The following is a 24,414-nucleotide window of genomic DNA, read 5'->3' as shown; positions in this document are numbered from 1 at the left end:
GAATCGGTGCAGCAGGAACTGTCGGAGGAGGGGGCCACTTCCGTGTGGCCGGAGCGGGTCAGGCGCTGAGCTTGCGGGTGACGTCGGCGATCTCGCCGGAGAGGCCGTGCAAGTGGCGGCTGGCGCCCTGGGTGCGCACCACGTTTTCCTCGTTGGTGGCGCCGATGGCAGTGATCTCGGTGAGGTTGCGCGAGATGTCCTCGGCGACCGAGGTCTGTTCTTCGGCGGCGGTAGCGATCTGCCGGTTCATGTCGCGGATCGCCTCCACGGCCAGGGTGATGCTGCGCAGCACTTCGCCGGCCTGGGTGACGCGCTCCACGCCCTGCTCGCTGCGGGTCTGGCCGTTTTCGATAGCGCGCAGGGCGTTCACCGAACCGGTCTGCACGGTGTCGATGATCTGGTGGATCTCGGCGGTGGATTCGGCGGTGCGCTGCGCCAGGGTGCGGACTTCGTCGGCGACCACGGCAAAGCCACGGCCGGCCTCACCGGCGCGGGCGGCTTCGATGGCGGCGTTGAGGGCCAGCAGGTTGGTCTGGTCAGCGATGCCGCGGATCACTTCGAGCACCTTGCCGATGCGGCCGCTGTCGCTTTCCAGGCGGCGGATCACTTCGGCGGTGTTGGCGATCTCGTTGCTCATCTCGGTGATGGTGACGATGGTGGTCTTCATCACCTCGCCGCCTTGCTGGGCGTGCTGGTCTGCGTCATCGGCAGCGCGCGCGGCGTCGGAGGCGTGGCGCGCGACTTCCTGCGCGGTGGCGGACATTTCGTGCATCGCCGTGGCCACCTGGTCGGTGCGCGAGAACTGCTCGCGGGTACCTTCGGCCATCAGCGTGGCGATGGCGTTCAGCTCACCGCTGGCGGTATCCAGTTCATGGGTGCTGTGCTTGAGGCGGGTGAAGGTTTCGGCGAGGAAGTCGCGCAGGGTGTTGGCGGCGCGCGCCAGGCGGCCCAGTTCGTCGCGACGCGTGGCGTCGACGCGTTCGCCGAAGTTGCCTTCGCTGAGCTGGGCAATGTGCTCGATCAGGCGCGCAATCGGGCCGATCAGGTTGCGATTGACCAGCCACAAGCTGAGCAGGCCCAGGGCGAGGCCGGAGACCAGCAGGATCAGGCTGCCGCTGATGACGGTGCTGTGGGCGCTGTCGGAAATCATCTGGGATTGCTCATGGGCTTCGCGGTGCAGGCTGTCGACCAGGGCGGCCATCTGGTCGCTGGCGGCGCGGTCGATGCCCTTCACGGCAGCATCACCGGCGCGCGGGTCGCTGCCGGCGGCAAGGTAGGCGTCGCGGCCCTTGCGGTAAGCCTGGCCGAGCTGGCGGTGCTCGTCGCGCAGGCGGGTTACCTGTGACTTGAGCTGCGGTTCGTCGCCGGCGTTCTGTTCCAGTCGGCCGAGGATGTCCTGCACCGCGCGTTCCTGGTCCTCGAACTGGCCCCAGTATTTGTTCAGGTCGGCCGGCTGCTGGCCGCGCAGCAGGACGTTCTTCCACTCCTGGACCTGGATCTTGAAGGCGAGGTTGGCCTGGTCGACCAGTTGTGAGGATCGCAACGGGCCGTCGAGCAGACGCTGGTAGGCCGTGACGCTGCCGGAGAGGAAGTGGAAGCAGGCGAGGGCGATCAGCAGCACGAGCAGCAGGCTGCCGCCCAGCAGCGAAAGGATCTGGGTACGCAAGGAAGTGTTGGGGGACATCGTGGGTACGCCTCTAAGACGCAAGGTGGGAATCGGTCAGTCTTTGCATCGGCCGGGCGCGCGCGTTTGTGAGGCCGGGCAGATGAGCGGTAGTGCTTTGGAACGCTCTGGGACGGGCGTTCAGCTTGATGCCTTGGTCTGTTGATCGCATAAGAGCGACTGTCTTCTGCGGGGAAGTCCGTGCCACTAGTTTTCCCTCATCCCAGCCCTCTCCCAAGGGGAGAAGGGCTGGCATGGCATCCAGAGAACACGGCACGTCCCGGCAACGCCAAACGGCGCCCTCTCCCTTCGGGAGAGGGCTGGGGGGAGGGCATGTCGTGCTGAGGACTCGCAGTCCGCTGGTGTGTTTGCCGGAAGCTTCACGCCAGGTGCAGGTGGTTGTCCCAGAAGGCCGGCGGCAGGTCCAGCGGCGTGCCGGCAATCCGTTCGCTGCGGCAGTCATAGACGCGGCAGCGGCCCTGGCCGGAGGTAACGACAAAGCCGTCCTTCACCGCGCCGACGCCGGCGCAATCGGGCAGCGGCGCGTCCAGGCGCACGGCGCCGCTGTCCAGGTCCCAGATGAAGAAGCGGTTGCCGCGCGGGGCGGTCAAGGCGACCAGGCGCAGCTCGTCATGGATGGCGACGCTGGCGGTGTACTGGGTCATCGCCAGGCGCTGCTCGTCCGCCAGCGGGAAGGCTTCGAATGGTTGGCCGGGGCGCTTGATGGCGAGCAGGTCGGCACGGTCGTGGCTGTCGCCCATGTATTGCTGGCCGGCGACGATGGTGCCGTCCTTCGCGATCGCCAGGTGGCGCACGCTGTTCATCTGCTGCGGCAGGGTTTCCTTGGAGATCAGCGAGCCGTCGCGGCGCATCAGCACCAGGCTCGGTTCCATGGCGTCGAGGTTCATTTCCACACGGCTTTCGGCTTCGGTGCGGATGCCGCCGTTGGCGACCACCAGGGTCTCGCCGTCAGGCATCCAGGACACCTGGTGCGGGCCGAGGCCGTGGGTGGAAATCTCGCCGGTGTGGCTCAGGCGCTCACCGTCGAAGCGGTACACACCGAGCATCCCGCGGCCCGGATCGGTGGTGTCGTTCTCGGTGGCGTAGAGCCACCCGCCGTCCTTGTGCCACACGCCGTGGCCGTAGAAGTGGCGGTCGGCCTGCGAGTCGAGGGTCTGCAGCAGGTGGCCGTCGTTCAGGTCGATCAGGTAGCTCTGCCGGCCCGGACGCCGGGCGACGAACAGCGCCAGTGGCAGTTCGGGATGCTGCACGACGTCATGGCAGCGCAGGCCGACTTCGGTGGCGAAGGCGCAGCTGCCATCCAGGCGATAGCCCACGGCGTAGTGTTTGCCATCCGCGTCGTCACGGGCGGACAGCACCAGGGGCTCCTTGCCCTTGCGTGACAGCGTCCAGCCGCCGAAGGTCAGGGCGCCGAGCAGCAGGCTGCCCAGGCCGATCACGTGACGTCGCAACATGGCGTTCACCTCGTTCGCTTTCTATCAGTCGCCGTCGTTGGCGTTGAACCCCAGCTGCACACCGAGGGCTTTCGCCAGGTCGCTTTCATGCAGGCGGTGGACGACGTTGAGGCTGTCGTACAGCTCGTTCAGTTGCTTGATGCCGGCATCGTCCTTAAGCAGTTCGCTGAGCGGGGTGTTGATCGCCTTCAGCTTGCCGTGAACGTCGGCGTAGGCCGCGTCGATCTTGCCGGCCAGCTCTTTCTGCTCGGCCGGCAGCAGGGCGCGCAGGCCCTTCTTGTCGGTGCCGTCCCACAGCGCCTGGGCGCCGGTCAGGCTGGAGTCCAGGCTCGCCAGCGACATGTCGCTGCGCCAGCCTTCGGCCTGGAACGGCTGCGGGATGCCCTTGCTCTGGCGGCCCAGCGGGGTGCCGAGCTTCTTCTTCAGCATGTCCAGCGCGGTGACCTGGACGCGCAGCAGCTCGGCGATGGCCTCGTGGGCATCAGCGTAGCGCTCGTTGGGGAACTTGGAGAGCTGGGCGAGCATGCCGCCGTCCTGCTTCCACTGCGCCAGGATGCCCTCCGCCAGGGCTTGCTGGTGGCTGCCGATGGCCTCCAGCAGCGGGCAGTAGCGCGCCTTGGTCTCGGCGTTGGCGAGGTCGATCTTGGCGTCGTAGAGGATGTATTCGTAGGCGGTCAGGCCCTGGACCACGACGCTGGATTTATCCAGGGTCGCCGGGGAAATCGCGTTGCCGCTGTTGAGCAGTTGCTCGACCTGACGCGCCACGAGGTTCTTCTTGTCCGGCCAGAACTGTACCTGCCAGGAACGATTGCCTTCGGCCAGAGGGCCGACCAGCAGCGGCTGCAGCTCGGCCCAGGCCTTCTGCGCGGCCATGAAGTCGGCACGGGCCTTGGTCAGGTCTTCCTTGCCCTGGCAGTAGGCCAGGGCGCTGGCGGCGAGCGCGCGGTCGGCGTCGACCCAGCGGCTGTAGGTCGGCAGGATCACCTGCTGGGCCAGCGTGGCGCTGGTGGTCGCCTGCGGGTCGGTGGGCGAGCAGGCGCCCAGGGCGATGGCGAGGCTGGTGATCAGAAGTCGGGGGCGGAACATGGTGGGCTCGGCTCCTTAGAGTGAGTTCAGGAACGCCAGCAGGGCGTCGCGCTGCCCGGCGTCGAAGTTCAGTACGCGTTGCTTGGCCGCTTCGGCTTCGCCGCCGTGCCAGAGCACGGCTTCGAGCAGGTTGCGGGCGCGGCCGTCATGCAGGAACTGGGTGTGGCCGTTGACCGTTTCGGTCAGGCCGATGCCCCACAACGGCGCGGTGCGCCAATCGCGGCCGCTGGCGAGAAATTCCGGGCGATTGTCCGCTAGTCCCTCGCCCATGTCATGCAGCAGCAGGTCGCTGTACGGGCGGATGATCTGGTTGGCCAGTTCGGGCTCGGCGGCGTTCGGCCCGGTGGTGAATTTGGGCGTGTGGCAACTGGCGCAGCCGGTGTCGAAGAACAGGCCCTTGCCGGTCAGCACCTGTGGGTCGTCGACCTTGCGCCGCGCCGGTACCGCGAGGTTGCGGGCGTAGAAGGCGACCTGGTTGAAGATGTGCTGGCTGACTTCCGGCTTGCCGCCGTCGATAGCGTTCTTGCAGGCGGTCTGCGCTGCCGTGCAGTCGTCGCTGGGCAGCAAATCACTGGTCAGGCCCATGTCGCCGGAGAAGGCGTGGGCGTTCTGCTGGGCGACGTTGGGCTGCCCGGCCTTCCAGCCGAAGCGGCCGAGGACGGTCTGTTGCGTGGCATCGTCCCAGACCCGGTTCGGTCGGCCGTGGATGCCGTCGCCATTTTTGGCTTGGAGTTCCGCGTTGGTGAGGATGTCCGCCTCGCTGATGGACTCCAGCAGGCCCAGGCCGATCATCGGCGGGGCGATGCGCGCGGAGAACATCGTGTCCGCGTGCATCGGGCCGTAGCCCAGGTCGCTGATGCGCAGTTTCGGCTTGCGCAGCTCGACCACGGTGCCGTCCTTGAAGGTCACCGGCACCGCGTCGTACTCCACGCGGACCTTGCCTTCGGGCGCCACGCCGGGGATCGCCGAGTCCTGGAACTGGCCGCCGTACACCGGCTCGGGCACCACGCCCAGGCGCTTGATGGTTTCGACGTCGGCGGAGCCGGCGGGGATCGACAGGCGTACCAGCATCGATACGGCGTTGACGTCGTTCAACTCCGGCGGATGGCCGCGGCCGTCCTTGATGTGGCAGTTCTGGCAGGCGTTGGTGTTGAACAGCGGGCCGAGGCCGTCGCGCGCGGTGGTGGTGGTCGGCGCGATCACCCAGGGATTGCGGAAGAAGCTGTTGCCCACGGCGAAGTCCAGGCGGCGGCTCGGCGTGAGGTTGGCCGAGGGCATGGAATAGGCGTTGCGGTCGCTCTGCCTGACCGTGGTGGCGCCGCCGGAAAGCGCTTCGCCAGGTTCGCTCACGGCGTGCTGGGAGGTCTCCGGCTTGCACGCGGCAAGGGCGAGGGCAGTCAGCAGCGGCACGAGGTGCAGGGCGGTACGGCGGTGGAGCATCGACGGGTTCCAGAGCGGTGACATGGCAGCGCGCCATGTTATCAGGGGCGTCAAATGCAAATATGAAAAATTTGTATTTGCGAACGACATCGTTTGCCGTCCGGAAACGACAAAGCCCCGCAGTGCGGGGCTTTGCCTTTGCCACTTCAGCAGCTGCGGCCTGGAGCCGCAGTCACTTCAGGACGCGCGGATCAGAACTGGTGATCGGCGTTGTCCGGCTTCAGGTCCTGCACGCCGACCGCGGTAGCGGCCTTCTCGATGGCGCCGGTCTGCTTGACCAGCGAGGCGATGGCGTCGCGGATCTTCTGCTGATCGTCCTTGTCTTCCGGAGCGATCATCTGGTCGAAGTGCACACCGTCCTTCTCGGCACGGTCGACGATGACCTGCATCTTGGCTTCGGTGTTGGCCAGGTCATTCTTCAGGTCGGTATCGGCGGCGGCGTCAGCCTTGGCGACCAGGTCGGACAGGCTCGGGCCCTTCACGACGCTGCCGTCGGTGCGCTTGTACTCGCCCAGGTAGATGTTGCGGATGGACTTGGCGTTGAAGAACAGGGTGTTGTGGGTGTTGTCGCTAAAGCAGTCGTGCTCGTCTTCGGTGGAGTTGGCTTCCAGCGCGACCTTCATGCGCTCGCCGGCCAGCTCGCCCAGGGACAGGGAACCCATGCCGAAGAACATCTTGCGCAGGTTGTTCTCGGCGGTGTCGGCCTCGACCTTGGCGCGGTAGTTGTCGGCGACGCCGGACTTGAAGTTGCCGTGCATTTCTTCCAGGTCGGAGACCAGCAGGTCGGTGACGGCCTTCAGGTAGGCAGCGCGACGGTCGCAATGACCGTTGGTGCAGTCCTTGCCCTGGGCGTAGTCGGTGTACTTGCGATCACCGGCGCCCGGCTTGGTGCCGTTCAGGTCCTGGCCCCAGAGCAGGAACTCGATGGCGTGATAGCCGGTGGCGACGTTGGCTTCGGAACCGCCCAGCTCGTTCAGGCCCTTGAGCTTCTCGCCGGTGATTTCCTTGACGTCGATCTTGTCTTCGCCGACCTGGATCTCGGTGTTGGCAATGATGTTGGCGGTGGCGCCGGCGTTGCCTTCGGCGTGCTGGTAGTCCTTGGCGACGTAGTCGATCAGGCCTTCGTCCAGCGGCCAGGCGTTAACCGCGCCTTCCCAGTCGTCGATGATCGAGTTGCCGAAGCGGAAGGCTTCGCTCTGCGAGTAGGACGGGCGGGAAGCGATCCAGGCTTCGCGGGCGGCCTTCAGGGTTTCTTCGCTGGGCTTGGCGATCAGCGCGTCGACGGCGGTCTGCAGCGCCTTGGCGGTGGTCAGGGCGTCGCCGTAGGTGGCCTCGGCGATGTCCAGGTAGTTTTTCACTACGGCCTTGACCGCGGCCTCGTCGACCTTGGCGGTCGCTGCCGGGGCAGTGCTCTGGGTGCTGGCAGCCGGCGCGGCGGCGGGGGCTTCGGCTTTCTTGTCATCGCCGCAGCCGGCGAGGGAGATGGCGATGGCGAGCAGGCTGGCAGTGGCCCAGGGCATACGAGTCATGACGGGTTCCTTTGCATGGAGAAGAGGCGCACGAAAAAGGACTGCGCAAGAAAATCCGCAACATAATGCGAAAGATTTGCATTTTTGAAAAGAGAGATCGGTGGCGCTGTTTGGTCACGGGGCCAGCAAGTCGCCAGCAGCCAAGGATTTACGTGTAGGGGCAACGGTCTTTCTCTGACAGGCCCAGCTCGGGATCGCCTTCTCCCTAACCCTGGCTGCGCGCCCCGCTCCGAAGGGAGAGGGGACTGGTTCAGCGCCGGCTGAAACCTCAGCGTCAGCTGGCACGGATTGCTCCCTCTCCCTTCGGAGCGGGGCGCGCAGCCAGGGCGGGGGAGAGGGGCACGGCGCAATATTTCAGGTAGGGGCGGGTGTCAGTGGCGCTCGACGGACCCGCCGGGATTGCCGCCGGCCGCTTCGGCCAGGCGCCGTGCCTGCTTGAGGTAGAGCGTCAGCTCGCGCGCCGGCAGCGGCTTGCTGTAGAGGTAGCCCTGACCTTCGTGGCAGCCCTGGGCGATGATGTAGGCCTCCTGCTCGACGGTCTCCACGCCCTCGGCGATCACCTGCATGCCCAGGCTCTTGCCCAGCTGGATGATGGCGCGAACGATGGTGGCGTCGTCGTCGTCCAGCAGCAGGTCCTGGACGAAGCTCTTGTCGATCTTGATCTTGTCCAGCGGCAGGCTCTTCAGGTAGCTCAGCGAGGAGTAGCCGGTGCCGAAGTCGTCGATGGCGATCAGCGCGCCGGCGCGGCGCAGGCTGAGCAGGTGCTGGGCGGCGGTGGAGATGTCCTCCATCAGGCCGGTCTCGGTGACCTCCAGTTCCAGCGAGCGCGGCGGCAGGCGGTGCATCTGCAGCAGGTTGCTGACCACGCGCGGCAGGGCGTTGTGGCGTAACTGCACGGTGGAGAGGTTGACCGCCAGGCGCAGGTCATCGAAGCCCTGGTCGTGCCATTCGCGCAGTTGGCGGCAGGACTGGTCGAGCACCCATTCGCCGATGCTGAAGATGCTGCCGTTCTGCTCCGCCAGCGGGATGAACAGGTCCGGCGCGACCCAGCCCTGGGTCGGGTGCTGCCAGCGCAGCAGCGCCTCGACGCCGACCACACGGTGATCGCGGTAATCCACCTGCGGCTGGTACACGAGGTGCAGTTCGTTGCGCGCCAGGGCTTCGCGCAGGTCCTTCTCCAGTTCGCGGCGGCGGCGCATCTCGCTGTCGACGCTGGCGATGTAGAACTGGTAGCGGTTGCGCGAGCGGCTCTTGGCCAGGGTCATGGTCTGTTCGGCTTTCTGCAGCAGCTTCTCGGTGGTCTCGCCGTCCTCGGGGAACAGGGTGATGCCGATGGTGGCGCGCAGGTGTACCAGGTGCTGGTCCAGCTCGAAGGGTGCTTCGAGGTCGTCGAGGATCTGCTGGGCGAGTTCCGCAGCTTCGTACGGCTGCTCGATGTCGGCCTGGACCAGGGCGAACTGGTCGCCACCCAGCCGCGCCAGGGCGCCCAGGTGCGCGCTGCGGGTGCGCAGGCGGTCGGCGAGGGCGATCAGCAACTGGTCGCCGAACTGGTAGCTGTATTGCTCGTTGATGCCCTTGAAGTCATCCAGGCCCAGGCAGAGCACGGCAACGCGGCGCTGCAGGCGCGAGGCGCCTTCGAGGATCTGGTCCAGGCGTTGTTGCAGCAGCTTGCGGTTGGGCAGGCCGGTGAGGAAGTCGTACTGGGAGATGCGCAGCAGGCTGTCTTCGGCCTCTCGGCGCAAATGGCCGTTGCGCTCGATGGAGGCCAGCAACTGGTTGGCGGTATTCACCCACAGGCCCAGTTCGTCCTTCTCGTGGCCGTCGGGCATCGGCAGCTTGTGCTGGCTGGGGCGGTCCGGGTTGATCGAGGCCAGGTGCTCGATGATCTTCGACAGCGGCTTGGTCAGCAGCCAGTGGTAGACCATGAACAGCACCAGGCTCAGGGCCATGGCGCGGAGGATGCCGGAGATGAAGATGATCACCGAGGTGGCGACGAAGTCGTCGCCGTAGGGCGCGGTGTCGAGGGTGATCTTCAGGTCGCCGTAGTATTCGTTGGAGCCGCCGCGGCCGGCGAGGCGTATGGAGTAGTTCTGCTCGGCGCCGAGGATCGGGTCGGTCAGCCAGCGGGTGTTGGAGTCCAGCAGCGGGCGGGATTTCTCCGCCAGCATGGGTTCGTCGGGGTGGCCGATGGCGGCGTAGCGCACGGCTTCGTGCTGGAACAGGCCTTCGAGGACCTGCATCGCCATGTCGCGGTCCAGGCTGTAGACGGCCTGGGTAGACGGGTCGCGAACCATCGCCAGGATGCGCTGGGCGTCGTTGTGTACGTTCTGGCGCGCCTTGTGGGCGTCATAGACGATCTGGGCACAGCTGAGTACCACCCCGACCACGAGGGCCGCGAGCAATACCATTCGCAGCAGCTTGAGGGAGAGGCTGTGCCGGGGATCCAGTTTCAAGGTCTTTCCTTGTTTCTCGCCAGGGGCGAACGACTGGGGCTGAGTATTGGCAATTGGCGCAATGACGTCAAAGGGCCATCGTTGTGTTTCGTGACTGTACCGGCCTTTCAGGTTAGCCGACACGAAGGTGTTACGCGCCCCTTACGAAAAAACCCGGCACGGGGCCGGGTTTTTTCAGATCAAGCGGGGTGCGATCAAGCAGCGAACTGCTCGGCCACGAAGTCCCAGTTGACCAGGTTCCAGAACGCCTCGACGTACTTCGGACGCAGGTTGCGGTAGTCGATGTAGTAGGCGTGCTCCCAGACGTCGCAGGTCAGCAGCGGGGTGTCGCCGCTGGTCAGCGGACAGCCGGCACCGATGGTGCTGGCCAGGGCCAGGGAACCGTCGGCTTTCTTCACCAGCCAGCCCCAGCCGGAGCCGAAGGTGCCGATGGAGGTCTTGCTGAACTCTTCCTTGAACTTGTCGAAGGAACCGAAGGCAGCGTTGATGGCGTCAGCCAGGGCGCCGGTGGGCTGGCCACCGCCGTTGGGGCTCAGGCAGTTCCAGTAGAAGGTGTGGTTCCACACCTGGGCTGCGTTGTTGAAGATGCCGCCGGAAGAGGTCTTGACGATGTCTTCCAGGCTTTTGCCTTCGAACTCGGTACCCGGAACCAGGTTGTTCAGGTTCACGACGTAGGTGTTGTGGTGCTTGTCGTGGTGGAATTCCAGAGTCTCCGCGGAAATGTGCGGCTCAAGGGCATTCTTCGCGTAGGGCAGCGGAGGCAATTCGAAAGCCATGGTGTCTCTCCTATCTCACTCAGTCTGGGCTAGCGCGGCGAACGCGCGACCGGTACACGGGGCCGGTATCGTAGGTGTCGCGGCATCCGGGCGTAGCTGCAAGACGTCCCGCAAGGGGACAGGCAGCGCGCCAGTTGCGTCTGGCAGCCTTGGCCGCCAGCGCCGCGAAGGTCGGATCATAGCACCCGACCTGTGGCATATCCACGCAGCAACTGTAGGGGCAAAGGCCCTGGGAGGCGGCCTGCGCTGGTATCCGGCCCTCACCCTACACAGACCGTGATGACGGAACGTCGTTCGGACTGATTCCGCGCCGCCAGCAGATCAGGCGGCGAACACCAGCTGCGCGGCCATCCCCAGCATCATGACCGCGACCATCAGGTCCACCAGGCGCCACGTCGCCGGCCGTGCCAGCCAGGGCGCGAGCCACGCGGCACCGAAGGCCAGGGTGAAGAACCAGATCAGCGAGGCACTGGCCGCGCCCATGGCGTAGGCGCCGGGGGCGGCCTGCTGGGCGCCGAGGGAACCGATCAGCAACACGGTGTCGAGGTACACATGGGGGTTGAGCAGGGTGACCGCCAGCGCAGCCATCAGCACGGTGCGGCGCGAGCGCGGGCCGGTTTCTCCGGCGTTGGCCATGGCTTCGGGTGCGACTGCGCGACGCAGCGCCTTGAGGCCGTACCAGACCAGGAAGGTGACACCGCCCCAGCGGGCAACGGCCAGCAGTGTCGGGTTCTCGGCGAGGATCTTCGCCAGGCCGAATACCCCGGCGCTGACCAGGATGGCGTCACAGGCCACGCACAGCGCGGCGACCGACAGGTGATGCTCGCGGCGCAGGCTCTGGGCGAGGACGAAGGCGTTCTGCGCGCCGATGGCGATGATCAGCCCGGCGGCGACCAGGATGCCGTTGAGATAGCTCTGCCACATGATTCAGATCCCCTCTTTATTGATGGCGGGGGGGGGGAGCGTGAGCGCGTGCAGGACGTCCAGAGCGCGCGGGCCGTCGGCGTGGGCGACGAACAGATGGTCGTGGTACCAGGCGGCGACCACGTTGCAGCTGATCCCGGCCTTGGCCAGGGCCGTCGCGACGGCGGCGGTGAGGCCCACCGCCTGCAATGCCGAGTGCACTTCGAGGGTCAGCCACGCAGCGACGTAGTCGAAGGCAAGCCCGGCCTGTTCTGCCTCGGCGCGGGGCAGGATCAGCGTCAGCCCTTCGCTTTCACGGAAGCTGCCCAGCGGCTGCAGGCCGGCGGGCATTTGCCCGTCGGGCAAGGTGCAGTAGACGTATTCGCCGTCATTGAGCACCGGGGTCATGTCGCGCAGCAGCGCGGCCAGGGAGGTTTCGCCAGCCATGGTGGGCAATCCATTTAATCGAGTGGGAATGCTGGCGATTGTCCGGCTTTGGCCTGTATAAGAAAAACCAATACTGCTGATATCTCATTAGGGAAATTGATCATGTTCGACTACAAGCTGCTTGCCGCCCTGGCCGCCGTGGTGGAGCAGGGCGGTTTCGAGCGTGGTGCCCAGGTGCTGGGGCTGTCGCAATCGGCGATTTCCCAGCGGATCAAGCTGCTGGAGGCGCGGGTCGGGCAGCCGGTGCTGGTGCGTGCGGCGCGACCGCAGCCGACCGATCTCGGGCAGCGCCTGCTCAACCATGTGCAGCAGGTGCGCCTGCTGGAGGGCGACCTGCAGCAATGGGTGCCTGCGCTGGACGACGGCGCTGCGCCCGAGCGCCTGCGCCTGGCGCTGAACGCCGACAGCCTGGCGACCTGGTGGGCGCAGGCGGTCGGGGACTTCTGTGGCGAGCGCCATGTGTTGCTGGACCTTGTCGTCGAGGACCAGGAAGTCGGCCTCAAGCGCATGCGCGCCGGCGAGGTGGCCGGTTGTGTCTGTGCCAGCCCGCGTCCGGTGGCCGGCGGGCGCTGCGAGCCATTGGGCGCCATGCGCTATCGCGGGCTGGCCAGCCCGGAATTCATTGCCCGGCATTTTCCCAAGGGAGTGAAGCCGGAAGGGCTGGTGCGCGCCCCGGCCATCGTCTATGGGCCGGACGATCAACTGCAGCACCGCTACCTGAAGGACCTGGGCGTCGACGGCCACTTCAGCTATCACTTGTGCCCATCTTCCGAGGGCTTCGTACGCATGACCAGCGGCGGTCTCGGCTGGGGCCTGGTGCCCGAGCAGCAGGTGCGCGGCGAGCTGGAACGCGGTGAGCTGGTGGACATGCTGCCGGGGCGGGTGATCGACGTACCGCTTTACTGGCACCACTGGCGCAACGGCGGCGAACTGCTCGCTGCGCTGACCCGGCACCTGCTGGCGAAGGCGCCGGGGCTGATGGTGCCGATCAGCCGCGAATGACGATGCTGCCGCTGCCCGGCAACTGCTCGACGCAGCGCGCGCCGAAGAGCTTCGACGGTGTGAAGTAGCCGACGCTGGTGGGATTGGCCAGCAGATGGCGCACCGCGAAGAGTACGCCGTGGATGGTCACGTCATAGCCGTTGGCCGTTTCCAGGCGCGCCGTGCAGCGTTCGCCACGGGCATTGCGCACTTCGCCCCAGACCCAGGTGCGCAGCTTGCCGCGCGCTACTTCGTCCGGGCCGTGGACGCGCTTGTCCACCTGCTCCTTGAGCCAGTCCTGCACGCGGTCGCGGCCCAGCAGTGGGCGGAAACTGTCCATCACGCGCATGCCGATGGCGGCGGCGGGCGGCACCGGCAGGTACACCTCGATGTCGCCGATGCCGGTGGAGTAATAGGCTGTCGCCACGTCGCCCCAGGGAATGGTCACGGCACGCTTGAGGCCGCGGCCGAAGTCGATGTCGCGGCGCTTGTAGCCCAACGGCACGTCGCGCAGGCGGCCGGCTTCGCGCACCTTGCCGCCCAGCTTGAGGCCTTCGACGGTGGTCTTGGCGGTACCCGGTGAGAGGCCGCTGCCGCTGTCGAAGCCCAGCGCCAGGGACGTGGCGTCGGGCATGGCTTCCTTGAGGCAGGCGGCGACGCAGTCGGTGGGGATCACGTCGAAGCCGACGCCGGGGCAGATCGCTACGCCTGCCGTGCGCGCCACTTCGTCGAGGCCGTGGGCGTATTCGAAGACGGATATCTCCCCGGTGATGTCGACGTAATGGGCGCCGCTGGCGATGCACGCCTCGATCATCGGCGCGGCGGTGGCGGAGAAAGGGCCCGCGCAGTTGGCGACCACGGCGATATCTTCCAGCGCGGCCAGGGCGGCGGCGCTGTCGTTCAGGTCGAACACCCGGCACTCCAGTCCCAGCGAACTGCCCAGCGCATGCAGGCTGGCCGGGTTGCGGCCGCCGAGGATCGGCGTCAGGCCTTCGCGTTGCGCCTGCTCGGCCACCAGCCGGCCGGTGTAGCCGTTGGCGCCGTAGATCATCCAGTGCGTCTTGCTCATGATGTGGCCTCGTGGATACGCGTCAGTGCCTCAAGGGTAGTCGCAACCACCCCCGGCATGTCGCCGATCTCAAGTCGTGCAACCCTGCCGGCTCGCTGCGGTCTGCAAGGATTCGTTTCTGGCGTGCAAGGCCAGAGTGGTAGCGTGCGGCGGCTGATAGAGTCGCCGGAAATAAAAACAGGAGTGGCGTGCATGAAGATTCTGGTCACCGGAGCCAGCGGGTTCATTGGCGGGCGTTTCGCTCGCTTCGCCCTGGAGCAGGGCCTGGCGGTACGGGTGAACGGACGCCGCGAGGAAGCGCTGCAGCCGCTGGTGGCGCGTGGTGCGGAGTTCATGGCCGGCGACCTGTCGGACCCGGCGCTGGTGCGGGCGCTGTGCAGCGACGTCGACGCCGTGGTCCATTGCGCTGGTGCGGTCGGTGTGTGGGGCAGCCACGAGTACTTCCACCAGGCCAACGTGGTGATGACCGAGGCCATCGTCGAGGCGTGCCTGAAGCAGAAGGTTCGCCGTCTGGTGCACCTGTCCTCGCCATCGATCTACTTCGACGGCCAGTCCCATGTCGGCATCAATGAAGAACAGGTGCCCAAGCGCTTCGCCAACCATTACGGCTCGACCAAGTACCAGTCGGAACTGGTTGCCCTCGGCGCCCAGGAGTTCGGTCTGGAAGTGTTGGCGCTGCGCCCGCGCTTCGTCACCGGGGCCGGCGACACCAGCATCTTCCCGCGGATGATCGGCGCGCACCGCAAGGGCCGCCTGCGCATCATCGGCCAGGGCCTGAACAAGGTGGACTTCACCAGCATCCAGAACCTCAACGACGCGTTGTTCTCCAGCCTGATGGTGGGCGATGCGGCGCTCGGCCAGGCCTACAACATCAGCAACGGGCAGCCGCTGCCGTTGTGGGACGTGGTGAACTACGTGCTGCGCCGACTGGACATGCAGCCGGTGGAGCGGCACATGCCGTACGGGTTGGCGTACAACCTAGCGCTGATCAACGAGGGCGTGTGCAAGGTCCTGCCCGGTCGCCCGGAGCCGACCCTGCATCGCCTGGGCATGGCGGTGATGGCCAAGGACTTCTCCCTGGATATCTCCCGCGCTCGCCAGTACCTCGACTACGACCCGCAGAACAGCCTGTGGGATGCGCTGGACGAGTTCTGTGAGTGGTGGAAGGTGCGCGGTGCCTGAGGGCTCGCTCCTATGAGATGCCTCTGAGCTTGGGTCGGCCCTCACCCTAACCCTCTCCCGGAGGGAGAGGGGACCAGTTGGTGCAGGGTGAAACCATGGCGTCAGTTGGCACGGTCTGCCCCCTCTCCCTTTGGGAGAGGGCTGGGGTGAGGGGAATGCAGTGGCACAGAGTGACCGAAGAAGACAGTTGCTCGTACTAGAACATTCCCAATCTAGCGTGCGCTGCGGGCACCGCCACGCAGCGGGCCGGAATACTGTTGCTCACCGCCGCCCTGCATCGGCAGGAAGCTCGGCTCCTGCACCACGCGCGGCAGCTTCACGCCGCTCAGCTCGCTCAGGCGCTCCCCCATCTGACGGGTTTCTTCCCGCGCGGAATCGGCACAGGCGCGCAGCATCCGCTCGATGGCGTCGCTCTGCTGGTACTGGATCTCCAGTGCCTGTTCTTCACGCAGACGGCGGCGCAATTCGCGCATGCAATCCAGGATGGCCTTGTTGAGTTCGATCACCCGACTTCCTCCCCCGCGAAGGGCGCCAAAGCGGCGCCAAGTATCGGGAGCAGGAGCAAGGGGCGTGCCACGATGTCGCAAAGCCACTATTGGCGGGTCGCCTGGGGAACTGCGCCCTTCATCACAGGTCTTCTGTGCGCCGACGAGGTGCGTGACGCCCTGTGATGGCACGCTGCTCTCAGGCTGCTCTCAGAGTCATGCGAACGGATATACTGCGCCCTGCGCAGGCAACACGCCGCTTTATCCCCACAGGTTCATTCCATGCGTAATGACACGTTCGACGAATTCGATGATGTGCCCCATCTTTCCACCGACGCCGCCGACCGCGACGAATTCGGCCATCACCCGCGCCGTGTGGTCGAGCCCAGCGGACGCCCGCTGCCCCCGCCGGTGAAGCGTGGCGGCGGGACCGGTGCGCTGTGGGCGCTGGTCGCGGCCATGGCCATCGCCCTGGCCGGCGTGGGCTGGTGGAGCCACCAGCAACTGCTGCTGATGGAGCAGCAACTGATCGCCACCCAGGAAAGCTTCGCCAAGATCAGCGAGGAGGCCGCCGGTCGCCTGGACGATATCCGCGGCAAGTTCGTCGCCAACGAATCCAATGGCATGAGCGACCGCGAGGCGCTGAAGCTGCAGGTCAAGCAGCTGCAGGGCCGCCTGGCCGAGCAGGCCAAGGCGCAGCAGACTTCCCTGTCGGAGTTCGACGGCGCCCAGGGCAAGCGTCTGGCGCAGATCAGCGACGACCTCAAGGCGCAACAGGAAAGCGCCGCGCAACTGGTGGCCCAGCTGGACGCCAAGCTCAAGACCATTTCCGACGAGCAGGCCAAGTTCAAGAACGTGCAGACCGACCTTGCCGCCGCCAACCAGCAGATCCAGGCGCTCAACACGGAAATCGCCAACCTGAAGAAGGACGGCAGCCAGGCCAAGGCGATCAAGAGCATCCAGGACGATCTGTTCGTGCTGCGCTCCGAGGTCGACGGCCGCCAGGGCCAGGCCAACAGCGATACCAAGGAGTTCGATGTGTTCCGCATCCAGGTGATGCGCAACATCAACACCTTGCAGCAGCAGATGCAGAACCTCCAGCAGCAGATCAGCACACGCTGAGCCGCGGCATTAAAAAAGCCCCCGCGCCGAAAGGTCCGGGGGCTTTTCATTGGCCATCCCTCTTTGGGGGTAGTCACGGCAATTCTTGTCTTGAATCAGTTTCAGGGCCGGCTTCGAGGCGAATAATCGCTAACAAATGAGAGTCATTCTGATTATCCCCTTGTTCGATCATTCGCCCGGAGGCTTCCCATGCACGATCTTCAAGCGCAACGCCGGTACCGCATCGCGGGTTACCGGCCCGGGATCGGCGCCGCCTTCCGCCAGCGTCTGTTCTCCATGGGGCTGCTGCCAGGCGCCGAGCTGAAGGTTCGCCGCGTGGCGCCGCTGGGCGATCCGGTGCAGGTGGATACCCGCCAGTGCAGCCTGGTCCTGCGCCGCCGCGATCTGGCCTTCCTCCAGCTCGAAGCGCAGGACTGATCGACCATGGATGAACTGCGCATCGGCCTGATCGGCAACCCCAACGCGGGCAAGACCACCCTGTTCAACCAGCTCACCGGCTCGCGCCAGCGCGTGGGCAACTGGGCCGGGGTGACCGTGGAACGCAAGGAGGGCAGCTTCCACACCGCGCGGCACAGCGTGCGCCTGGTGGACCTGCCCGGCACCTATTCGCTGACCACCTTGTCGACCCAGGCCTCGCTGGACGAGCAGATCGCCCGGCGCTGCATCGTCGATAGCGAGGTGGATGTGCTGGTCAACGTGGTGGACGCCACCAACCTCGAACGCAACCTCTACCTCACCGTGCAGCTGCGCGAGATGGGGCTGCCCTGCGTGGTGGCGCTGAACATGCTCGACATCGCCCGTACCCAGGGCGTGAACATCGACCGCGAGGCGCTGGCGCGGGAATTGGGCTGCCCGGTGGTGCCGCTGGTATCGACCCGCGGCGAAGGCATCGATGCGCTGAAGGAGGCCATCGACAGCCTGGGTGTACAGCAACCGCTGCAGGTGCCCTATCCCGCGGCCCTGCGTAACGCCATCACCCAACTGCTGCCCGCCGATGCACCGCCGGCCCAGGCCTGGATGGCGCTGCTCGCGTTGGAGGGCGACCTGCATTGCGCTCGCCAGCTCAAGCTCGACCCCGCCCGCCTGCTCGCCGCCCGCGATGCCATCCGCTGTGCCTGCGGCGAAGATCCGGAGCTGCTGCTGGTGGACGCGCGCTATCAATTGATCGGCGAGCTCTGCGAGCGCGCCAGCAACCATCGCCAGGCCGCGCCGCATCGCCTGACCCAGGTGCTCGACAGCATCGCGCTGAACCGCTGGTTGGGCATCCCGGTGTTCCTCTTCGTGATGTACCTGATGTTCTTCTTCGCCATCACCCTGGGGGGAGCGCTGCAACCGATCTTCGACCAGGGCTCCTCGGCGCTGTTCATCGACGGCATCCAGTGGCTGGGCGCGCGCACCGGCGCGCCGGACTGGCTGACCGCGCTGCTGGCCCAGGGCCTGGGCGGCGGCATCAACGCGGTGCTGCCGCTGATCCCGCAGATCGGCCTGATGTACCTGTTCCTCGCGCTGCTGGAAGACTCCGGCTACATGGCTCGCGCGGCCTTCGTCATGGACCGCCTGATGCAGGCCCTCGGCCTGCCGGGTAAATCCTTCGTGCCGCTGATCGTCGGCTTCGGCTGCAATGTGCCGTCGATCATGGGCACCCGCACCCTGGATAACCCGCGCGAGCGCCTGATGACCTCGATGATGGCGCCGTTCATGTCCTGCGGTGCGCGGCTGGCGATCTTCGCCGTGTTCGCCGCGGCCTTCTTTGGCCAGAATGGCGCGTTGGCGATCTTCTCGCTGTACCTGCTGGGCATCGTCGTGGCGGTGCTCACCGGGCTGCTGCTCAAGCACACACTGATGCGCGGCGAGGCCTCGCCCTTCGTCATGGAACTGCCGCTGTACCACGTGCCGCACCTGCGCAGCCTGCTGCTGCAGACCTGGATGCGCCTGCGCGCCTTCATCGTCCGCGCCGGCACCGTGATCATCCTGGTCAGCCTGGTGATCGGCGGGCTGAACAGCGTCACCCTCGATGGCCGCCCGGTGCAGGGCGACATCGCCGACTCGGCGCTGTCGAGTCTCAGCCACAAGGTCACGCCGCTGCTGGCGCCCATGGGCGTGCACCCGGACAACTGGCAGGCCACCGTTGGCCTGGTCACGGGCGCGCTGGCCAAGGAAGTGGTGGTCGGAACACTCAACACGCTCTACACCGCCGAGCACATCCAGGGCGAAGCGTTCGATGCCGATGCCTACGACCTCTGGGGCCAACTGAAACAGGCCGGGGCGGATACGCTGGACGGCCTGCGCGACTCGTTCAGCCTCAGCGTGCTGGCCAACCCGGTGGCCGCGAGCATGGCGGACGGCGAGATGGAGGAGGGCTCCATGGGCACCTTCGCCGCCAAGTTCGGCAGCCCCTTGGCCGCCTACAGCTACCTAGTCTTCGTGCTGCTCTACGTGCCCTGCGTGGCGACCCTTGGGGCGCTGACCCGCGAAAGCGGCCGCGGCTGGATGACCTTCTCGGTGCTCTGGGGCCTGAACGTCGCCTACTCGCTGGCGACCCTCTGCTACCAGGTATTCAGCTTCGCCGAACATCCGCAGTACAGCGCGGTGGCGATTGGGGTGGTGTTGGCATTCAACCTCGTGCTGTTCCTGATCCTGCGCTGGGTTGGCAGGCGCGGGCTGGAGCTGGATGGCGAGCGCGAGCTGCGCGCGGCCCCGGCGGGGAGCTGCCACTGATGGCCACGGTAATCGCAGTGCGCAACCTGCTGGGCGAGCTGGGCGAGGCGGATGTGCCGGCCCTGGCCCAGCGTCTCGGCGCCTCCAAGGCGCTGCTGGAAGCTTTGCTGGAAAGGCTGCTGGCGATGGGCGTGGTGGAAAAGGTCGCGCCCGAGCCGGCGGCCTGCGGGAGTTGCAAGGGCTGCGCGGAAGCGACGCGATGCGCGACGACGGGGTATCGGTTGTCGTCGAGAAGCACTGTTGCGCCGCTGCGCTGGCTCACGCCCTGACCCCGGACCGTAGGATGGCGTGGAGCGAAGCGATACCCATCACGCATCGCTTCGACAGCATGGGTATCGCTGCGCTCCACCCGTCCTACAAAGAGCTCCGACGCAGAACCTGACGCGCTTTTTGTAGGAGCGAGCTTGCTCGCGAACAACACCGGCCTCGGTGCCGAGCGGTTCGCGAGCAAGCTCGCTCCTACAGAGGTTTTCCGGTTTTCGCATGGCGAATAGAAAAAGGGCGCCTTCGCAGGAAGGCGCCCTTTTTGGTTAGCGTTGGAGTCCAGTACCTTACAGGCGCGGGTAGTCCAGGTAGCCGACCGGGCCCTTGCCGTAGAAGGTTTCCGGATGCGGCTCGTTCCAGGCGGCGCCTTTCTGCAGGCGGGTCACCAGGTCCGGGTTGGCGATGAACGGGATGCCGAAGGCGACCGCGTCGGCCTTGCCGCTTTCCAGCCACTCGCTGGCGGTTTCCTTGGTGAAGCGCTCGTTGGCGATGTACACGCCGCCGAAGATTTCCTTCAGTTTCGGGCCAATGCTGTCGTCAGCGGCCTTCTCGCGGGTGCAGATGAACGCCACGCCGCGCTTGCCCAGCTCGCGGGCCACATAGCCGAAGGTGGCCAGCGGGTCGGCATCGCCCATGTCGTGGGAGTCCATGCGCGGAGCCAGGTGGACGCCAACACGGCCGGCGCCCCACACGCCGATCACGGCGTCGGTGACTTCCAGTAGCAGGCGCGCGCGGTTCTCCACGGAGCCGCCGTACTGGTCGGTGCGCTGGTTGGTGCTGCTCTGCAGGAACTGGTCGAGCAGGTAGCCGTTGGCGCCGTGTACTTCCACGCCATCGAAACCGGCGGCCTTGGCGTTCTCGGCACCGATGCGGTAGGCCTCGACGATGTCGGCGATCTCTTCGGTTTCCAGGGCGCGCGGGGTGACGAATTCCTTGATCGGACGTACCAGGCTGACATGGCCGGCCGGCTTGAGGGCGCTCGGTGCCACTGGGGTTTCGCCGTTCAGGTACAGCGGGTCGGAAATACGGCCCACGTGCCACAGCTGCAGCATGATGCGCCCGCCATTGGCATGCACGGCCTTGGTGATGTTGGTCCAGCCGCGAACCTGGTCGTCGGACCAGATGCCGGGAGTATCCGGGTAGCCCACGCCCATCGGGGTCACCGAGGTGGCTTCGCTGAGGATCAGGCCGGCGTCGGCGCGCTGGGTGTAGTACTCGGCCATCAGTGCGTTGGGCACGCGGCCTTCGTCGGCGCGGCAGCGGGTCAGCGGGGCCATGATGATGCGGTTGGGCAGTTCCAGGTCACCGATGACGATGGGATCGAAAAGCGTAGTCATTGCATTACTCCGGGGCGTGAGGGTGGAGGTTCAATCGAGGACGGTTTGTGTCTGGTTGGGCTTGCCGCTGAAGGCGATCATCACCGCGATCAGCGCGAGTACGGAGAGCACTGCGCCGGCCAGGGGCACGCGGGTCAGGCCCAGGCCGTGGTCGATGACGCTGCCGCCGACCCAGGCGCCGATGGCGTTGCCGACGTTGAAGGCGCCGATGTTCAGGGTGGCGACGAGGTTGGGCGCGGCGCCGCCGACGCGGACCACGTTGACCTGCAGGGCGGGCACCGCGGCGAAGGCGGCAGCGGCCCAGATGAACAGGGTGATTTCGGCCGGGATCAGTGCGGCGCTGGTCCAGCTCAGCACAGTGGAAACCACCGCCATGGTGGCGAACACGCCGGCCAGGGTGGTGCCCAGGCGCCAGTCGGCGAGGCGGCCACCGATGATGTTGCCCAGGGTCAGGCCGAGGCCAATCAGTACCAGGCTCCAGGTGATACCGCGCGGCGAGACCTGGGTGACTTCGCCGAGCAGCGGCGCGACGTAGGTGAACAACGCGAAGACCGCGGCGGAGAACAGTACGGTGGTGCCCAGCGCCAGCCACAGCGGGCCGTTGCGCAGCGCGGAGACTTCCTTGCGCATGTCCACCGCTTCTTCATCGTGTTGCTTGGGCAGCACACGCCACAGGCTGATCAATGCGATGACGCCGATCAGCGTGACTGCCCAGAACGGCGAGCGCCAGCCGGCGACCTGGCCCAGCGCAGTGCCGGCCGGAACGCCGAGCACGTTGGCCAGGGTCAGCCCGGTGAACATCAGCGCCACGGCGGAAGCCTTGCGGTTGGCCGGCACCAGGCTGGCGGCGACCACCGAGCCAATGCCGAAGAAAGCGCCGTGACACAGCGCGGTGATGACCCGCGCCAGCATCAGCAGGCCGTAGTTGGCGGCCACGGCGCAGAGCAGGTTGCCGAGGATGAAGATGCTCATGAGCATCAGCAGGGCGGTCTTGCGCGGCAGGCGGGCCGTGAGCAGCGCCATGATCGGCGCGCCGATGGCGACGCTGAAGGCATAGCCGCTGACCAGCCAGCCGGCGGCCGGGATAGAGACGGACAGGTCGCCCGCGACCTCGGGCAACAGGCCCATGATCACGAATTCCGTGGTGCCGATGGCAAACGCGGACAAAGCGAGGACGAGAAGCGAAGTGGGCATGCGCCTGCTCCTGGAAAGTTGAAATTGTCTTGGCTGGCAGTAGCCGGTCAAACCCGTCCTGAATCTGCTGCGCGTCGGCATAGCTGCGTTGAAAACAGACTCGGAATGCTCATTTACCGCTTGTAAACTGCGCTTCCTCGTCTGTTTTCGCCTTGCTCTGCTCTAGCTCGCAAGATTCTGAACGGGTTTGTTACAGCGCTTCGCTGAGGTGGCGAACAAAGGCCTGGATGGTTTCTTCATTGCGTTTGAAGAAATTCCACTGGCCGACTTTTCGACTGGTCACCAGACCCGCGCGCTGGAGGGCGGCCAGATGCGCGGAGACGGTGGATTGCGACAGACCGGTACGCTGGTCGAACTTGCCGGCACAGACGCCGATCTCGAAGGATTGGTGCTCCTGTTCGACGAAGAATTTCTCCGGGTCCTTGAGCCAGTGCAGGATGTCGCGTCGCACCGGGTGGGCCAGGGCCTTGAAGATTTCGTCGAGGTCCAGAGTGTGTTGTTCAGTCATGGGCGTATCGGTCTATCGCGTTGGGACGAACTATATATCGGTCAAAAACGATATGAATTCGTTTGGCGCGATAGTAATGATCACCACCCGTGATAATAGGGCGTTCAACCGTGGGAGCGGGCCCTGTCCGCGATGGTTCCGCCTCTGCTCCGTGTCAAGAAGTTCGCGAGCAAGCTCGCTCCTACAGCAGAGCATCGGTACGCGCTAAGCTCATCTCATGAACTACCTCGCGCATCTCCACCTGGGCGGCGACCGGCCCGCCCAACTGCTCGGCAGCCTTTACGGCGATTTCGTCAAAGGCCCCCTGGCCGGGCAGTGGCCCGCCGAAATCGAGGCGGGCATCCGCCTGCACCGGCGCATCGACGCCTTCACCGACAGTCATCCCTTGATACACAGTGCCAAGTCGCGCTTCCCCAGTGAGCGCCGGCGCATGGCCGGCGTGCTCTTGGACGTGTTCTACGACCACTGCCTGGCCCGCGACTGGGGGCGTTTCTCCGGCGAGCCGCTGGAGCACTTCACCCAACGGGTCTACGGTGTACTGGGCCGCACGCCCGGCCTGCCGGAGCGTCTGGCGCGCATTGCACCGCGCATGGCCGCGCAGGACTGGCTGGGCAGCTATCGGCAGTTCGAGGTATTGCAGGACGTGGTCGCCGGCATGTCCCGGCGCCTGTCGCGGCCGTCCCTGCTGGATGGCGCCTGGGAGGAGCTGGATCGTCTTTACGAGCCGCTGAGCGACGACTTTCGTGAGTTCTATCCCGAACTTCAGGAGTTCGTCAGAAATCCGCCGAAATCGATGGACGGTCCGGCCTGACTTGATATGCGTCAACCGCCCGGCGGCCCATAGCGTGTGCAATAGACACATCTGAAGGACGACGAGAGGAGCAGCATGATGAAGTCGCTAATGGTCGCAACGGATCTTTCCGGCCGTTCCGAAAAGGCTTTGCACCGTGCGGCAGCGCTTGCCAAGCGCTACGCCTGCCCCTGGACCGTGCTTTACGTGGTCGATGAGGACCAACCGTCGGCACTGGTCGAACAGGAAGTCACCCAGGTGCGCATGATGCTCGAAGCGCGCCTGGTCGAACTCACCGAAATGGGTGGTACCTGCCCGAAACTGCTGGTGGAGCGCGGCGATCCGAACCAGAAGATCCTCGCCGCAGCGAAGAACCTCAACTGCGAAATGCTGGTGATGGGTGCGCACCGCAAGAGCGTGCTGCGCGACATCTTCGTCGGCACCACCGTCGAGCGAGTGCTGCGCGCCGGGCAACTGCCGGTGCTGGTGGTCAACCAGCCGGCCGGCGGGCAATACCGCGACCTGCTGATCGCCCTGGACACCTCGCCGGCTTCGGCCCACGCGGTGGAAGTGGCCAATGACCTGGGCCTGCTGGACGGCGCCGTGCGCCGGGGCGTCTACGCCTTCAGTCCGCTGGCCAAGGGCATGATGCAGTACTCCGGAGTGAGCGAGGAGCGCATCGACGAATTCGTCAGCAGTGAATCGCGCCAGGCGGTGGAGGAGCTGAAGACGTTCCTCCACGACCAGCACCTGGAAGAACGCATCGATGAACAACTGGTGGCCGTCGGGCTGCCGGGCAACGTGTTGCAGCGGATGGTCGACAAGCATCGGCCGGATCTGCTGGTCATGGGTACTCGGGGTATGGGCGGAATCAAGCGTGCCCTGATCGGCAGTGTTGCCGACTACGCTCTGCGCGAACTGGATTGTGACATCCTGGTCGTGCCGCCGGAGGCTTGAGCCTGCGGCGTCTGGAGACTGTTTTCAGGCTGCGT

22 protein-coding genes are annotated in these 24,414 nt (G+C 66.0%); 8 read left to right on the top strand and 14 right to left on the bottom strand.

Going from position 1 to position 24,414, the window contains the following annotated elements:
- Positions 1 to 58: 58 nt before the first annotated feature.
- From RS899_RS21625 to RS899_RS21585, 9 genes are all read right to left on the bottom strand, one after another.
- Positions 59 to 1,684: a methyl-accepting chemotaxis protein gene (locus tag RS899_RS21625; RefSeq protein ID WP_315808041.1), complete on the bottom strand. Its 1,626-nt coding sequence runs from the start codon at positions 1,682 to 1,684 to the stop codon at positions 59 to 61.
- A 359-nt stretch (positions 1,685 to 2,043) separates the two neighbouring features.
- Entirely contained in the window at positions 2,044 to 3,138 is a 1,095-nt protein-coding gene (locus RS899_RS21620) for a DUF1513 domain-containing protein (RefSeq protein ID WP_315808040.1), read from the bottom strand.
- A 24-nt stretch (positions 3,139 to 3,162) separates the two neighbouring features.
- Positions 3,163 to 4,224 (bottom strand): imelysin family protein, encoded by a 1,062-nt coding sequence (locus RS899_RS21615; RefSeq protein WP_315808039.1) that lies wholly within the window; start codon positions 4,222 to 4,224, stop codon positions 3,163 to 3,165.
- Between the two features lie 15 nt (positions 4,225 to 4,239).
- Entirely contained in the window at positions 4,240 to 5,664 is a 1,425-nt protein-coding gene (locus RS899_RS21610) for a di-heme oxidoredictase family protein (protein WP_315810466.1), read from the bottom strand.
- A 191-nt stretch (positions 5,665 to 5,855) separates the two neighbouring features.
- Complete coding sequence (locus tag RS899_RS21605) at positions 5,856 to 7,193, bottom strand: imelysin family protein (RefSeq protein WP_315808038.1); 1,338 nt, start codon at positions 7,191 to 7,193, stop codon at positions 5,856 to 5,858.
- A gap of 371 nt (positions 7,194 to 7,564) precedes the next feature.
- Complete coding sequence (locus RS899_RS21600; protein ID WP_045211149.1) at positions 7,565 to 9,646, bottom strand: putative bifunctional diguanylate cyclase/phosphodiesterase; 2,082 nt, start codon at positions 9,644 to 9,646, stop codon at positions 7,565 to 7,567.
- A gap of 194 nt (positions 9,647 to 9,840) precedes the next feature.
- The gene (locus RS899_RS21595; RefSeq protein ID WP_045211147.1) at positions 9,841 to 10,422 is read right to left on the bottom strand and encodes a superoxide dismutase; all 582 of its coding nucleotides are present in this window, start codon (positions 10,420 to 10,422) and stop codon (positions 9,841 to 9,843) included.
- 321 nt (positions 10,423 to 10,743) lie between these two features.
- A complete protein-coding gene (locus RS899_RS21590; RefSeq protein WP_054909815.1) occupies positions 10,744 to 11,346 on the bottom strand; it encodes a LysE/ArgO family amino acid transporter in 603 nt (200 codons plus the stop codon).
- A gap of 3 nt (positions 11,347 to 11,349) precedes the next feature.
- Positions 11,350 to 11,772 carry an ACT domain-containing protein gene (locus RS899_RS21585; RefSeq protein ID WP_315808037.1) on the bottom strand — a complete coding sequence of 141 codons (423 nt, stop codon included), beginning with the start codon at positions 11,770 to 11,772 and terminating at the stop codon, positions 11,350 to 11,352.
- 96 nt (positions 11,773 to 11,868) lie between these two features.
- Between RS899_RS21585 and RS899_RS21580 the strand changes: the two genes are divergently transcribed.
- Positions 11,869 to 12,774 carry a LysR family transcriptional regulator ArgP gene (locus RS899_RS21580; RefSeq protein WP_156160408.1) on the top strand — a complete coding sequence of 302 codons (906 nt, stop codon included), beginning with the start codon at positions 11,869 to 11,871 and terminating at the stop codon, positions 12,772 to 12,774.
- Here the strand turns inward: RS899_RS21580 and RS899_RS21575 are convergent.
- Positions 12,761 to 13,822 (bottom strand): saccharopine dehydrogenase family protein, encoded by a 1,062-nt coding sequence (locus tag RS899_RS21575; protein ID WP_315808036.1) that lies wholly within the window; start codon positions 13,820 to 13,822, stop codon positions 12,761 to 12,763. The genes RS899_RS21580 and RS899_RS21575 overlap by 14 nt on opposite strands.
- 192 nt (positions 13,823 to 14,014) lie before the next feature.
- On the opposite strand from RS899_RS21575, the gene RS899_RS21570 reads away from it, so the two are divergent.
- Positions 14,015 to 15,004 carry an NAD(P)-dependent oxidoreductase gene (locus tag RS899_RS21570; protein ID WP_315808035.1) on the top strand — a complete coding sequence of 330 codons (990 nt, stop codon included), beginning with the start codon at positions 14,015 to 14,017 and terminating at the stop codon, positions 15,002 to 15,004.
- Between the two features lie 212 nt (positions 15,005 to 15,216).
- Here the strand turns inward: RS899_RS21570 and RS899_RS21565 are convergent, their stop codons facing one another.
- Positions 15,217 to 15,507, bottom strand: a complete 291-nt coding sequence (locus RS899_RS21565) for a hypothetical protein (RefSeq protein ID WP_054909857.1) — start codon at positions 15,505 to 15,507, stop codon at positions 15,217 to 15,219.
- 264 nt (positions 15,508 to 15,771) lie between these two features.
- Between RS899_RS21565 and RS899_RS21560 the strand changes: the two genes are divergently transcribed.
- The 4 genes from RS899_RS21560 (at position 15,772) to RS899_RS21545 (ending at position 19,598) form a co-directional block, all read left to right on the top strand.
- On the top strand, positions 15,772 to 16,611 hold the full coding sequence (locus RS899_RS21560; RefSeq protein ID WP_054909810.1) for a hypothetical protein: 840 nt from the start codon (positions 15,772 to 15,774) through the stop codon (positions 16,609 to 16,611).
- 189 nt (positions 16,612 to 16,800) lie between these two features.
- Positions 16,801 to 17,028, top strand: a complete 228-nt coding sequence (gene feoA / locus RS899_RS21555; RefSeq protein ID WP_024762599.1) for a ferrous iron transporter A — start codon at positions 16,801 to 16,803, stop codon at positions 17,026 to 17,028.
- Positions 17,029 to 17,034: 6 nt separating this feature from the next.
- Entirely contained in the window at positions 17,035 to 19,329 is a 2,295-nt protein-coding gene (gene feoB / locus RS899_RS21550; RefSeq protein WP_315808034.1) for a Fe(2+) transporter permease subunit FeoB, read from the top strand.
- Entirely contained in the window at positions 19,329 to 19,598 is a 270-nt protein-coding gene (locus tag RS899_RS21545) for a FeoC-like transcriptional regulator (RefSeq protein ID WP_054909808.1), read from the top strand. Before feoB ends, RS899_RS21545 begins: the two co-directional genes overlap by 1 nt.
- A 282-nt stretch (positions 19,599 to 19,880) precedes the next feature.
- Here the strand turns inward: RS899_RS21545 and RS899_RS21540 are convergent, their stop codons facing one another.
- From RS899_RS21540 to RS899_RS21530, 3 genes are all read right to left on the bottom strand, one after another.
- Positions 19,881 to 20,930 (bottom strand): alkene reductase, encoded by a 1,050-nt coding sequence (locus RS899_RS21540; protein ID WP_054909807.1) that lies wholly within the window; start codon positions 20,928 to 20,930, stop codon positions 19,881 to 19,883.
- A 30-nt stretch (positions 20,931 to 20,960) separates the two neighbouring features.
- A complete protein-coding gene (locus RS899_RS21535; protein WP_315808033.1) occupies positions 20,961 to 22,124 on the bottom strand; it encodes an MFS transporter in 1,164 nt (387 codons plus the stop codon).
- 190 nt (positions 22,125 to 22,314) lie between these two features.
- Positions 22,315 to 22,632 carry an ArsR/SmtB family transcription factor gene (locus RS899_RS21530; RefSeq protein ID WP_054909805.1) on the bottom strand — a complete coding sequence of 106 codons (318 nt, stop codon included), beginning with the start codon at positions 22,630 to 22,632 and terminating at the stop codon, positions 22,315 to 22,317.
- Positions 22,633 to 22,849: 217 nt separating this feature from the next.
- Here RS899_RS21530 and RS899_RS21525 point away from each other — a divergent pair, with 217 nt between their 5' ends.
- Positions 22,850 to 23,443, top strand: a complete 594-nt coding sequence (locus RS899_RS21525) for an ACP phosphodiesterase (protein ID WP_315808032.1) — start codon at positions 22,850 to 22,852, stop codon at positions 23,441 to 23,443.
- 75 nt (positions 23,444 to 23,518) lie between these two features.
- Positions 23,519 to 24,379 carry a universal stress protein gene (locus RS899_RS21520; protein ID WP_315808031.1) on the top strand — a complete coding sequence of 287 codons (861 nt, stop codon included), beginning with the start codon at positions 23,519 to 23,521 and terminating at the stop codon, positions 24,377 to 24,379.
- The last annotated feature ends 35 nt before the right edge of the window (positions 24,380 to 24,414 follow it).

The organism is Pseudomonas sp. C9-3 (assembly GCF_032392015.1).
Lineage (GTDB): Bacteria > Pseudomonadota > Gammaproteobacteria > Pseudomonadales > Pseudomonadaceae > Pseudomonas > Pseudomonas nitroreducens.
The sequence above is the reverse complement of the archived record's forward strand: the minus strand, read 5'-3'. Positions and strand labels throughout refer to the sequence as shown.

Bases quoted from the DNA above. Each gene is read 5' to 3' on its own strand.
- RS899_RS21625 (WP_315808041.1), bottom strand. From the start codon at position 1,684: ATGTCCCCCAACACTTCCTTGCGTACCCAGATCCTTTCGCTGCTGGGC.
- RS899_RS21620 (WP_315808040.1), bottom strand. From the start codon at position 3,138: ATGTTGCGACGTCACGTGATCGGCCTGGGCAGCCTGCTGCTCGGCGCC.
- RS899_RS21615 (WP_315808039.1), bottom strand. From the start codon at position 4,224: ATGTTCCGCCCCCGACTTCTGATCACCAGCCTCGCCATCGCCCTGGGC.
- RS899_RS21610 (WP_315810466.1), bottom strand. From the start codon at position 5,664: ATGCTCCACCGCCGTACCGCCCTGCACCTCGTGCCGCTGCTGACTGCC.
- RS899_RS21605 (WP_315808038.1), bottom strand. From the start codon at position 7,193: ATGACTCGTATGCCCTGGGCCACTGCCAGCCTGCTCGCCATCGCCATC.
- RS899_RS21595 (WP_045211147.1), bottom strand. From the start codon at position 10,422: ATGGCTTTCGAATTGCCTCCGCTGCCCTACGCGAAGAATGCCCTTGAG.
- RS899_RS21590 (WP_054909815.1), bottom strand. From the start codon at position 11,346: ATGTGGCAGAGCTATCTCAACGGCATCCTGGTCGCCGCCGGGCTGATC.
- RS899_RS21585 (WP_315808037.1), bottom strand. From the start codon at position 11,772: ATGGCTGGCGAAACCTCCCTGGCCGCGCTGCTGCGCGACATGACCCCG.
- RS899_RS21575 (WP_315808036.1), bottom strand. From the start codon at position 13,822: ATGAGCAAGACGCACTGGATGATCTACGGCGCCAACGGCTACACCGGC.
- RS899_RS21570 (WP_315808035.1), top strand. From the start codon at position 14,015: ATGAAGATTCTGGTCACCGGAGCCAGCGGGTTCATTGGCGGGCGTTTC.
- RS899_RS21560 (WP_054909810.1), top strand. From the start codon at position 15,772: ATGCGTAATGACACGTTCGACGAATTCGATGATGTGCCCCATCTTTCC.
- feoA (WP_024762599.1), top strand. From the start codon at position 16,801: ATGCACGATCTTCAAGCGCAACGCCGGTACCGCATCGCGGGTTACCGG.
- feoB (WP_315808034.1), top strand. From the start codon at position 17,035: ATGGATGAACTGCGCATCGGCCTGATCGGCAACCCCAACGCGGGCAAG.
- RS899_RS21545 (WP_054909808.1), top strand. From the start codon at position 19,329: ATGGCCACGGTAATCGCAGTGCGCAACCTGCTGGGCGAGCTGGGCGAG.
- RS899_RS21540 (WP_054909807.1), bottom strand. From the start codon at position 20,930: ATGACTACGCTTTTCGATCCCATCGTCATCGGTGACCTGGAACTGCCC.
- RS899_RS21535 (WP_315808033.1), bottom strand. From the start codon at position 22,124: ATGCCCACTTCGCTTCTCGTCCTCGCTTTGTCCGCGTTTGCCATCGGC.
- RS899_RS21530 (WP_054909805.1), bottom strand. From the start codon at position 22,632: ATGACTGAACAACACACTCTGGACCTCGACGAAATCTTCAAGGCCCTG.
- RS899_RS21525 (WP_315808032.1), top strand. From the start codon at position 22,850: ATGAACTACCTCGCGCATCTCCACCTGGGCGGCGACCGGCCCGCCCAA.
- RS899_RS21520 (WP_315808031.1), top strand. From the start codon at position 23,519: ATGATGAAGTCGCTAATGGTCGCAACGGATCTTTCCGGCCGTTCCGAA.